The sequence below is a fragment of the Propionivibrio sp. genome (assembly GCF_016790145.1).
Classification (GTDB): Bacteria; Pseudomonadota; Gammaproteobacteria; order Burkholderiales; family Rhodocyclaceae; genus Propionivibrio.
On the sequence record NZ_JAEUOI010000184.1, the window covers coordinates 1 to 9807 of the forward strand.

The 9807-nt window shown below is 56.5% G+C and carries 9 protein-coding genes, 1 tRNA gene and 1 other RNA gene; 4 read left to right on the top strand and 7 right to left on the bottom strand.

Translation table 11 applies throughout. The annotated features are described in order from the left end of the window. Positions 1 to 59: 59 nt before the first annotated feature. Positions 60 to 1103, bottom strand: a complete 1044-nt coding sequence (queA, locus tag JNM42_RS15380) for a tRNA preQ1(34) S-adenosylmethionine ribosyltransferase-isomerase QueA (protein ID WP_294272049.1) — start codon at positions 1101 to 1103, stop codon at positions 60 to 62. A gap of 87 nt (positions 1104 to 1190) precedes the next feature. Between queA and JNM42_RS15385 the strand changes: the two genes are divergently transcribed. Continuing rightward, positions 1191 to 1277, top strand: a tRNA-Leu gene (locus JNM42_RS15385). 204 nt (positions 1278 to 1481) lie between these two features. Beyond that, on the top strand, positions 1482 to 2696 hold the full coding sequence (locus JNM42_RS15390) for an integrase arm-type DNA-binding domain-containing protein (protein WP_294272052.1): 1215 nt from the start codon (positions 1482 to 1484) through the stop codon (positions 2694 to 2696). Positions 2697 to 2964: 268 nt separating this feature from the next. On the opposite strand, the gene JNM42_RS15395 is transcribed toward JNM42_RS15390, so the two are convergent. Next, positions 2965 to 3264, bottom strand: a complete 300-nt coding sequence (locus tag JNM42_RS15395; RefSeq protein ID WP_294272055.1) for a type II toxin-antitoxin system RelE/ParE family toxin — start codon at positions 3262 to 3264, stop codon at positions 2965 to 2967. Continuing rightward, positions 3261 to 3533, bottom strand: a complete 273-nt coding sequence (locus tag JNM42_RS15400; RefSeq protein ID WP_294272060.1) for a type II toxin-antitoxin system ParD family antitoxin — start codon at positions 3531 to 3533, stop codon at positions 3261 to 3263. Before JNM42_RS15400 ends, JNM42_RS15395 begins: the two co-directional genes overlap by 4 nt. Positions 3534 to 3935: 402 nt before the next feature. Here JNM42_RS15400 and JNM42_RS15405 point away from each other — a divergent pair, with 402 nt between their 5' ends. Beyond that, positions 3936 to 4370 (top strand): hypothetical protein, encoded by a 435-nt coding sequence (locus tag JNM42_RS15405; RefSeq protein WP_294272062.1) that lies wholly within the window; start codon positions 3936 to 3938, stop codon positions 4368 to 4370. 76 nt (positions 4371 to 4446) lie between these two features. Here JNM42_RS15405 and ssrA read toward each other — a convergent pair. The 4 genes from ssrA to JNM42_RS15425 all read right to left on the bottom strand — a co-directional run bounded on the left by ssrA (position 4447) and on the right by JNM42_RS15425 (position 7780). Further along, positions 4447 to 4810: a transfer-messenger RNA gene (ssrA, locus tag JNM42_RS15410) on the bottom strand. 126 nt (positions 4811 to 4936) lie between these two features. Continuing rightward, complete coding sequence (ubiG, locus tag JNM42_RS15415) at positions 4937 to 5635, bottom strand: bifunctional 2-polyprenyl-6-hydroxyphenol methylase/3-demethylubiquinol 3-O-methyltransferase UbiG (protein ID WP_294272065.1); 699 nt, start codon at positions 5633 to 5635, stop codon at positions 4937 to 4939. A gap of 75 nt (positions 5636 to 5710) precedes the next feature. Further along, positions 5711 to 6376 (bottom strand): OmpA family protein, encoded by a 666-nt coding sequence (locus JNM42_RS15420; RefSeq protein WP_294272070.1) that lies wholly within the window; start codon positions 6374 to 6376, stop codon positions 5711 to 5713. A gap of 78 nt (positions 6377 to 6454) precedes the next feature. Then, positions 6455 to 7780, bottom strand: coding sequence for a TRZ/ATZ family hydrolase (locus JNM42_RS15425; RefSeq protein ID WP_294272072.1), 1326 nt, complete (start codon positions 7778 to 7780; stop codon positions 6455 to 6457). A 296-nt stretch (positions 7781 to 8076) separates the two neighbouring features. Between JNM42_RS15425 and gyrA the strand changes: the two genes are divergently transcribed. After that, the coding region (gene gyrA, locus JNM42_RS15430) for a DNA gyrase subunit A (protein ID WP_294272076.1) at positions 8077 to 9807 on the top strand (1731 nt) is incomplete at its 3' end.

The following is a 9807-nucleotide window of genomic DNA, read 5'->3' on the forward strand; positions in this document are numbered from 1 at the left end:
CGATGCCATGCGCGAGCGTCAGGCGTCCGCGCCGGGCGGCGCCATCGGTGGCGAGGAGTTCAAAGGGCATTGTTCGCTCTTTCGAGAAGCATGGCGTCACCATAGCTGAAGAAACGATAGCGTTGTACAAGCGCATGGCGATAGGCGGCGCGCAGGGTGTCGGTACCGGCAAAAGCCGAGACAAGCATGAGCAGCGTCGATTTCGGCAAGTGAAAATTGGTGATCAGCCGCTCGACGATGCGGAAGCGGTAACCCGGCGTGATGAAGATGTCGGTTTCGGCAGCTCCGGCGCGCAGTTCCCCGCGCTGTGCTGCCGCTTCGAGGGCGCGCAGGCTGGTGGTGCCAACGGCTATGATGCGGCCGCCCCGGGCGCGGGTACGCTCGATGGCGTCAACGGTGGTTTGCGGAATATCGAAACGCTCGGCATGCATGCGGTGTTCGGCCAGATTTTTCACGCGCACCGGCTGAAAGGTTCCGGCACCCACATGCAGAGTCAGCCAGGCGAGTTCGACACCGCGCGCGCACAGTGTGGCCAGCATGGCCTCGTCGAAATGCAGGCCGGCCGTCGGCGCGGCAACGGCACCCGGATGACGGGCGAACACCGTCTGGTAGCGCGTTTCGTCGTCAAGCGCTGCGGCATGGGTAATATAAGGTGGCAGCGGTAGATGGCCATATTGCTCGATCAAGGTGTAAAGATCGCCGTCACCAGACAGTTCGAGTGTGAAAAATTCGGACTGTTCTCCAGTGCGCCCCGTTACCGTCAGGGCAAAGGCGTTTTCGAGGACGATCCGGCTGCCCGGTCTGGGCGACTTGCTGGCGCGAATCTGCGCGACGGCATGGCCGCGATCAACGATACGCTCGATCATCACCTCGAGCTGGCCGCCGCTGTCCTTATGCCCAAAGAGCCGTGCCCTGATCACCCGCGTATCGTTGAAAACCAGCAGATCGCCGGGTTCGATGAGTTGAGGCAGCTCGGCAAATTGCCGGTCATGCAGTGTTTCATGCACAGGATGCAGCAAGCGGCTGGCCGTGCGTTCGACGGCCGGGTGCTGGGCGATCAGTTCAGGCGGCAGGTGAAAATCAAAGTCGTCGAGAGTGAGCATGCGAAAAATTGTCTGCGGCGTGGCTTGTCGGTCAGGGTCGAATCGAGGATAATTCGGCCTCCTTCGGTTCGTCTCATGCGAACCTGGGCCGGGATGGCGGAATCGGTAGACGCAGCGGACTCAAAATCCGCCGGTGGTAACACTGTGGGGGTTCGATTCCCCCTCCCGGCACCAAGCACCAATCTACAGTAGTCCAATACATTCCACAAACTCCTCTAAAACCCGCTTGAATGCGGTTTTTTTACGTCTATACTATCCACAGCAGTCCGTAGTAGTCCAATTAAATCCGGGGGCACCTGGGGGCATATCTGGGGGCACATTTCAAAATATCCCGGTTTCCCCTAAAAATGTGCCCCCAAAATCTGGAGGTTCGCCCCAATGCTGACCGTCAAGGCAATTGATAACGCCAAACTCAAAGCCAAACCCTACAAGCTGGGCGACGGGGGCGGATTGTACCTTGAGGTACAGCCGAACGGTTCAAAGTACTGGCGCATGAAGTACCGGATGGCCGGGAAAGAAAAACGTTTGTCCTTTGGCGTCTACCCCGAAGTCCGACCCCCAGAAGCCAGAGACAAGGCTGAGAAGGCGCGCGACCTGATCCGGGCAGGCACTGACCCTGCCGAAGAAAAGAAGGCCGTCAAGCGAGACTCAGAGCTTGCGAACGCCAGCACCTTCGAGATTGTCGCCCGTGAATGGATGGAAGGCCGGAAAGCGAGTGTTGCGATAGGGCAGTATGAAAAAACTCTGGCGCGAATGGTAAACGATGTATTCCCCTGGCTGGGCAAGCGGCCTATCTCTGAGATAGACGCCCCTGAAATTCTGATCGTCATGCGCCGGATTGACAGCCGTGGCGCGAGATTTACCGCGCATCGCGTCAGAAGCGAAATCAGCCGAGTCTTTCGTTACGCCATTGCAACGGGCAGGGCGAAAGCCGACCCGGCTCGCGACCTGATTGGCGCTATCCCGCCTGCCGTTGAAAAGCACTTCGCTAGCATCACCGACCCGTTAAAGGTAGCGGAAATGCTGCGTGCCTTTGATGGCTTCTCCGGCACATTCCCCGTGCTGTGCGCCTTAAAGCTGTCTCCAATGCTGTTTGTCCGACCCGGTGAACTGCGTAAAGCGGAATGGGTGCACCTTGACCTTGAAAAAGCCGAGTGGCGCTATCGCGTCTCGAAAACCAACACTGACCATCTTGTGCCCCTGGCAACTCAGGCCGTGGCAATTCTTCGAGAACTGTACGCACTGACCGGGCAAGGGAGATATGTATTCCCTGGCGCACGAGGTAACGGCAAGTCTATGAGCGAGGCCGCGATAAACGCGGCACTTCGTCGGATGGGGTACGATACTCGCACCGAGATTACCGGGCATGGCTTCCGGGCGATGGCTCGAACCATCCTGCATGAAGAACTACACCAAAATCCGGAAGTGATCGAGCATCAACTGGCGCACTCTGTCTCTGACACCCTGGGCACGGCGTATAACCGCACCAAGTTCCTGAAGGAGCGCAAGGCCATGATGCAACTGTGGGCGGATTACCTCGACAAAATCAAGGCGGGGGTGGACGTGATTCCACTTCACGGAAGCGTCGCATAACGAGTTTGGCCGCGGTTTACAAATGGTGATTGGTGACGTGACCATATCTGCCTCGGCGGGTCGTCGTATCTCGGATGTAAAATGTAGTCCGTTGTTGAAAGCTGGCCGGTCACCGTCGAAGATGTCTCCAGCAATAAAACGAAATCAACAGATCGGTCGACGGCGAGATCAACAACATTGGCGAACGCGCGGCATGAGTCTGAGCTGCCACGCCATCCTGCCATAATGCGTTAAGGGCGTTGCCCTATATTGACAAGCAGCATTGCGGTTAGCCAGTCACATCGAAATCATCGCTGCCAATGTCACGCGCCCCATGCATGATGCGCTCGTTGCGGATCATGCTGACGTGTTCACGGTAGAAAATCAGGTAGCGCCCATGCGGGAGCATACGGACGCCTTCCCCCAGTTCCGGGCGTGGTGCGCCAATACCCGCCGCTTGCCCGAGCAGCAGGCATTGCGTTTCCAATTCCTCAACGAAGCTGAGGGCGCGGACTGGGTTGTCTTGCGCGATATAGAGCGCAATTTCGAGCAAGTCGTCTTTGGCGACGGGGGAAAATTCAACCTTCATTGCTTGCCCGAGTGGCCAGCGCTTTCCTGGGCAATGCGGGTGCGAATCTCGGCAAAGACGGTTGCGGCGGGAATGCCTGCGCCGCTGTCAGCGCCCTTTTGAATCTCGGCGCGTAAAGCCTCCAGTTTCATTGCCCGGAATTTGTCCCGATCTTCCAGAGAGCGCAGCCCGTCGCGGATGACTTCGCTGGCGCTGGCATAACGCCCCTGCTGAATCTGGTTCTTGATGAAAGTCTCAAAATGTTCACCGATGACATAGCTTGACGGCATGGCATGGCCTCCTTTGGTTATCTACGTATCCAAACTATCAAGGATTGATAGCTCTTGCAAGCACGGCATGGGAAAAGAGAGAGACTTGCAACAGAGACTCGCAACACTCGCAACAGAGAGAGCAACAGAGAGGCATTTTTTTGTCCGCTTGATGGATGCCGGTGATCGGGAGCAGAATAATAGTTGCAACGTCTGCCTCCAGGCGGCAGGGCGTGTACGGGTCGGCGTTTTCGTTCGTCAGATTCTGCATCCGAGTTGAACTGTTCCGTAGCGAGATAATCTGAACCAGTCACTGGTTGATTTTATGCCGTCGACCGGCCTTTGTTCGGTTGGCAGTCGCCGTGAGAACCGAATTGAAGGAGCTCTTCTCCCCAGGTTTTGTCTTGATCAGGACTATTAATTATGGAATTCATGACCAATATCGTCGCTGCTGAAGAGGATGAATATACGGCTATCGGTGAGTCGACCTGTCCGCTGGACGAATGGAGTGGTATCGAGGCGCCCGGCCTGGATACGGTCAAGGTCGCCATCCTGCATTGTCTGTTGACCGGCGATCCACTCCAGATGGCGCTTGATCTCTACGAGCCGGTCTATGTGACTGAAAGCGAAACCGTTGTTCTTCGGATTGCCGAGGAGTTGCTTGAGAAACTGGCCGTGCTCGACGAAGAGGCGCTGGAGAACGTTGCCAGCGAACTGGCTGCAACCGAAGACTTCGAAAGCGAACAATGGGAGGCTGATGATGTTCTTGCGCAACTGACTGAACTGGCTGATCTGGCGCAACTTGCGGAATCACAGGGGCAGGCCTTGTTTGTCTGGATGTCTCTGGTGCAGGACTGAGATGGACATCGATTGCCCGAAGGTTCAGGCTTTCAAGCAGGCAAAAAAAACCGGAGATTAATCCGGTTTTCGAAGATGGTGGAGGCGGGGGGGATCGAACCCCCGTCCGCAAGTCCTCTACAGACAGTTCTACATACATAGTCCGGTCATTTGGGTTTTAACCTTTGCACGCCGGCCGAACAGGCTTGCTTCAGGCGAGTTACCTTGGATTTGGCCTTTGCCAAAGTAACCCTGGCAAGGGCGAGCCTCTGTAAATGACGCTGCCGTGAGTTGCCTCACCTGACCCAGAGACCGATCAGTACAGCGGTCCAACCGCCTAAGCGGCTAGAGCAAAACGCTCGTCGTTGGCGTTTAGTAGTTTCCAGATGGATTTACGAGGTGACTGGTCCTCGGTATGCCCTGCGCTGCTTTGCAACCCACGTCGAAGCCAGGTCGCCCCCATTTTGCAGATACCGATTGACCCCGATAACTGCTGAAAAGTTTCATCAGGGATAGAATCATATCACGCGTAGAGGCCAGGGGCGGTGTGTGTTTTGCCTTTTCCTTTTCCAAGGCGTGGTGAGGTCTCAGACGGCCTTTACGGTATGCATCAGATAGTTGACGTCAGTATCGCGTCCAAGTCTGTAGCGCTGGTTGATCGGATTGTAGCTCATGCCGATCAATTCATCGGGTTCCAGCCCGACGCTCTTTGCCCAGCGAGAAAGTTCCGAAGGTTTTATGAATTTCGCGTAGTCGTGAGTGCCCTTGGGGAGCATTTTTAGTACGTATTCGGCACCGATTACCGCGAGCAGATAGGCCTTGGCGTTACGGTTGATGGTGGAGAAAAAGACATGTCCGCCGGCTTTGATCAGTGCGGCACAGGCGGCAATGGTGCTGGCCGGGTTGGGGACATGTTCGAGCATTTCCATGCAAGTGACAATGTCAAAACGGCCGGCAGCCTGGTCAGCGAGTTCTTCTGCCGATATTTTCTGGTAATCAACCGTGTTCCCGCTTTCCAGCAGGTGCAGACGGGCCACGCCGAGTGCCTTGTCCGAGAGGTCGATGCCGGTCACCAGCGCGCCGCGTTGAGCCATGCTTTCAGAAAGAATCCCGCCACCACAGCCCACATCAAGAACCTTTTGCCCTGAAAGTCCGGCGTGCCTGTCAATCCATTCGAGGCGCAGCGGGTTGATTTCGTGCAAGGGCTTGAACTCGCTGTCCGGATCCCACCAGCGATGGGCCAGTTGGCTGAATTTGTCGAGCTCGTTCGGGTCGGCGTTGAGCATGGCGTGCAGATTATACTTGAAGGTTGAAAACAAAAAAGCCCTGCCGAAGCAGGGCTTTTTTTAACATCGGCAGAATTACTTGGAGGTGCCGATCATTTCGATGTCAGCGCGACGGTCAGGTTGCAGACAGGCGATGAGTTTTGCCCTACCCAACTTGTTCGGGCACTGATCAGGCTTGGTTACCGGTTGCGTCAGACCCTTGCCTTCGGTGTAAACACGGTTGGCCGGGATGCCCTTGCTGACCATGTAATCCTTGACTGCGGCAGCACGGCGCTCGGAGAGTCTCTGGTTGAATTCCTTGCCACCGATGCGATCGGTATGACCGACAACGATAACCACTTCGAGATTCAGCTTACCGGACTTGGCAACGACTTCGTCGATCTTCGCCTTGCCTTCAGGACGCAGGACGGACTTGTTGAAGTCGAACAGCGCATCGGCAGCGACGGTGATCTTCTCACCCATAGGCTTCGGTGTAGGTGCAGCTGCAGCAGCCACTGGCGGCTCACAGATTTCCTTCGGGATCAGGTCCTTGTCGCATTTGCAACCGTTCGGATCCTTGGCAGCACCTGCCGGAGTCCAGAAGCCGGTGCGCCAGCAAAGGCCGGTACCGCTCAAGGCGACTACGCCGCGACTGTCGATAACGTAGACACTATCGTATGTCTGTGCTTGCGCCAGCGAGGCACTGAGGCCGAGAGTTGCAGCCAGCACGGCCATCATTGAATGTTTTACAGTTTTGTTCATCTGGGTTTCCCTCGTTAGTTAAAGCCTGCGGATTTTCGTCCGCAAGGCCTGTTACGCCTCGTTATTGATAAAAAAAGATCAAACATTACGCGGACGAATTTGATTCTGCCACAAAGCGGCGAGATTTATCAACTCAATTTCACTCGTTTCAAGCAGGTGTCCATCTGCAACACGAATCTGACCGGCCACCCACACGTCGCTAACATACTCGCGCCCCGCTGAATATACAAGAAGCGAAACCGGATCATAGCATGGAGTCAATCCGATGGCATTTATATCAATGGCGCACAGGTCGGCGGCCTTGCCGTTCGAGATGGAGCCGATTACTGCGTCGAGGCCAAGAGCCTGGGCACCACCGAGCGTCGCCATGCGCAGCGCCTGATGGGCACCGATGGCGTCGGCGCGCCCGCTCTGAGCCTTGGCCAGCAAGGCGGCAAGCCGCATTTCCTGAAAAAGATCGAGCCGGTTATTACTCGCTGCACCATCGGTGCCAAGACCAATATTGACGCCCTGTGCGCTCAGGGCGGTGATCGGTGCAATGCCGCTGGCAAGCTTGAGATTTGAACTCGGACAGTGGGCAATCGTGCAGCCGTACTGAGCCAGGAGCGCGATCTCTTCGGCATTGAAATGAATCCCGTGCGCGCCAATCAGTCCGGGGCTGAGCAACCCGAGTCGATGCAGGCGTTCAAGCGGGCGCACACCAAAGCGCTGTTCGCTATCCTCAATCTCATGGGCTGTTTCATGCAGATGCAGGTGAATCGGTAAATCACACTGTTCGGCGAGTGTCAGCACCCTGGCGAAGTTCCGGTCGCTGACCGTGTAGGGAGCGTGCGGAGCCAGGCAGAAACTGAGCAGCGGCTCATCGCGCAACTCGTCGCGGGTAGCCAGTCCCTTGGCCAGATAATCGTCAGAATCGGCCGCGTAAGGTGTCGGAAAATCAAGGGCGATAAGCCCGATGGAAGCCCTCATTCCAAAGGCCAGAGCGGCCTCGGCGGCAGCCTTCGGATAGAAATACATGTCATTGAAACAGGTTGTACCGCCGCGCAACATCTCGGCGCAGGCGAGCGCCGTGCCATCGTATACGAAGTGAGCCGAGGCGTGCTTCGCCTCTGCTGGCCAGATATGTTTTTGCAGCCATTCCATCAGCGGCAAATCATCGGCGAGGCCGCGTAGGAGCGTCATTGCAGCGTGCGTATGCAGGTTGACGAAACCCGGAATCAGAACGTGATGAGGCAGTTTTTTTATCTGTTTTGGAAAAAATCTGGCATTTGCTTCAGTTTGTTGCAAAATTGCAACAATTTTGCCTTTGTCGACCGCAAGCGCGAAGTTTTCAAGAACAATATTGGCCGGTTCGACAGGAATTATCCAGCGTGCTTCAATAAGCAGATCGATGGGTGTATTCATTGGCTGATTTGCTTTTGGTAAATAAAAAGCGGAGTGGGCAGCGTTTTGCTGGATTTTGCGCTAGCTTACTGCGGATCAAAGCCAATTTCGAGCGCTGCTCGAATTTTCCTCGTGTCAGCCGATGGTATTTCCAGTGCTCGGCCATTTTTACTCAGCCATGGAAGCTGATAATCGGCCGCATTTCGCTTTCCCCGGGTTCTGGCTCGATGATGCAGGCGTGATAGAATCGCAGGTTTAGTCAAGACGACAACATCGACGCCGAAGTTTGGTTCTTGCTGGAACTATCCGGATAGAAAATGGAACAACCCGTAGAGCCATTCGCCAAAGAAACACTGCCTGTCAGCCTTGAAGACGAGATGCGCCGTTCGTATCTCGACTACGCCATGAGCGTTATCGTTGGTCGCGCCCTGCCCGATGCGCGCGACGGCCTCAAGCCGGTGCACCGGCGCGTGCTGTTTGCCATGCACGAACTTTCCAACGACTGGAACAAGGCCTACAAGAAGTCGGCGCGTATCGTCGGCGATGTGATTGGCAAGTATCACCCGCATGGCGATACGGCTGTTTATGACACCATCGTTCGCATGGCGCAGAATTTCTCTCTTCGCTACATGCTGGTCGACGGGCAGGGTAATTTCGGTTCGGTTGATGGCGATAATGCGGCGGCAATGCGTTACACCGAAGTACGCATGGCGCGCATCGGTCATGAGCTGCTCGCCGATATCGACAAGGAGACCGTCGATTTCGGACCGAACTACGATGGCTCGGAGCAGGAACCGCTGATCATGCCGGCGCGCATCCCGAACCTGCTGATCAACGGCTCGTCGGGTATCGCTGTGGGTATGGCGACCAACATCCCGCCACACAACCTCAACGAAGTCATCGATGCCTGCCTGGCGCTGCTGGCCAATCCTGAGATGACGATCGATGAGTTGATCGACATCGTTCCGGCACCGGACTTTCCGACGGCCGGCATCATCTATGGCGTTTCCGGTGTGCGCGAAGGCTATCGCACCGGGCGCGGGCGGGTGGTGATGCGCGGGAAGACGCATTTCGAGCCGATCAAGGGCAGCAATGAGCGCCAGGCGATCATCATTGATGAGCTGCCGTATCAGGTGAACAAGCGAACGCTGCTGGAAAAAGTCGGCGAGCTGGTCAACGAGAAGAGAATCGAAGGTATATCCGATCTGCGTGACGAGTCGGACAAGTCGGGCATGCGTGTGGTGATCGAGCTCAAGCGCGGTGAAGTTCCCGAGGTCGTTCTCAACTGCCTGTTCAAACAGACGCAACTGCAGGATACCTTCGGCATGAACATGGTGGCGCTGGTCGATGGCCAGCCCCGTCTGCTCAACCTCAAGCAGATGCTCGACTGCTTCCTCTCGCACCGGCGCGAGGTGATCACCCGGCGTACTGTATTCGAACTGCGCAAGGCACGGGAACGGGCGCATATCCAGGAAGGCCTTGCGGTGGCGCTCGACAACGTCGATGAGATCATCGCCCTGATCAAGGCCTCGCCGACCCCGGCTGACGCCCGTCGCGGCTTGATGGCGCGCTTGTGGATGTCGGCGACGGTTGGTCAGATGCTGCAGCGGGCGACACTCGATGCAACGCGTCCGGAAGGGCTTGGCCTTGAATACGGCTTATCGAAGAGCGGTTATCTTCTTTCCGAAGCCCAGGCCCAGGCCATCCTCGAACTGCGCCTGCAACGCCTGACCGGTCTCGAACGCGACAAGATCGTTGCCGACTATGCCGAACTGCTTGAACGCATCGCCGATCTGATCGATATCCTTGAACGTCCAGAGCGTATCAGCGAGATCATCGTCGACGAGTTGACCGGCATCCGTGCCCAGTTCGGAGACAAGCGCCGCTCGGAGATCGTTCTCAATACGCAGGATCTGGGCATCGAGGACTACATTACCCCACAGGACATGGTGGTCACCCTTTCGCATACCGGCTACATCAAGTCGCAACCGCTGGCCGATTACCGCGCGCAGCGCCGGGGCGGGCGCGGCAAGCAGGCGGCGGCAGTA

Excerpts from the sequence above, each read along its gene's own strand:
- queA (WP_294272049.1), bottom strand. The coding sequence starts at position 1,103 with ATGCTCACTCTCGACGACTTTGATTTTCACCTGCCGCCTGAACTGATC.
- JNM42_RS15390 (WP_294272052.1), top strand. The coding sequence starts at position 1,482 with ATGCTGACCGTCAAGGCAATTGATAACGCCAAACTCAAAGCCAAACCC.
- JNM42_RS15395 (WP_294272055.1), bottom strand. The coding sequence starts at position 3,264 with ATGAAGGTTGAATTTTCCCCCGTCGCCAAAGACGACTTGCTCGAAATT.
- JNM42_RS15400 (WP_294272060.1), bottom strand. The coding sequence starts at position 3,533 with ATGCCGTCAAGCTATGTCATCGGTGAACATTTTGAGACTTTCATCAAG.
- JNM42_RS15405 (WP_294272062.1), top strand. The coding sequence starts at position 3,936 with ATGGAATTCATGACCAATATCGTCGCTGCTGAAGAGGATGAATATACG.
- ubiG (WP_294272065.1), bottom strand. The coding sequence starts at position 5,635 with ATGCTCAACGCCGACCCGAACGAGCTCGACAAATTCAGCCAACTGGCC.
- JNM42_RS15420 (WP_294272070.1), bottom strand. The coding sequence starts at position 6,376 with ATGAACAAAACTGTAAAACATTCAATGATGGCCGTGCTGGCTGCAACT.
- JNM42_RS15425 (WP_294272072.1), bottom strand. The coding sequence starts at position 7,780 with ATGAATACACCCATCGATCTGCTTATTGAAGCACGCTGGATAATTCCT.